Genomic DNA, 505 nt, shown 5'->3' with positions numbered 1-505 from the left:
GTGGCAATAGCAGTGATGTAATGATTGCCCAGAGGAGCATTGTCCCAGTTGAAAGTAAAAGGCTCAGCCTCCACACTTGCGATCAAAAGGTCATCTGCATAGAAATCTACCTTCACGACTTCACCATCTTCATCCGCACTTAAGGTAGTGATTTCGATAACCTGCCCTTGCTCGAATACCTGCTGATCTTCTGGTGTGATGATGCTGATTGTTGGAGAAACATTCACAGCAGGAGCTTCAGGAGTTTCAGGCATTTCAGGAGCTTCATCAACTGTTATGTAAACAGAATTAGAAACCGTCGCAGCCCCTTCATTGTCAGTGGCAATAGCAGTGATGTAATGATTGCCCAGAGGAGCATTGTCCCAGTTGAAGGTGAAAGGCTCAGCCTCCACACTTGCGATCAATAGATCACCTGCATAGAAATCTACCTTCACCACTTCACCATCTTCATCTGCACTTAAGGTAGTGATTTCGATAACCTGCCCTTGCTCGAATACTTGTTGAT

1 protein-coding gene is annotated in these 505 nt (G+C 45.3%); it reads right to left on the bottom strand.

The window, feature by feature from the left end:
* Positions 1-505: Ig-like domain-containing protein (locus MM214_RS19000; RefSeq protein WP_241297753.1), on the bottom strand; the 505-nt coding region annotated here is incomplete at both ends.

Origin of the sequence: Belliella kenyensis (genome assembly GCF_022549675.1) — a bacterium.
GTDB classification, from domain to species: domain Bacteria; phylum Bacteroidota; class Bacteroidia; order Cytophagales; family Cyclobacteriaceae; genus Belliella; species Belliella kenyensis.
The sequence above is the reverse complement of the archived record's forward strand: the minus strand, read 5'-3'. Positions and strand labels throughout refer to the sequence as shown.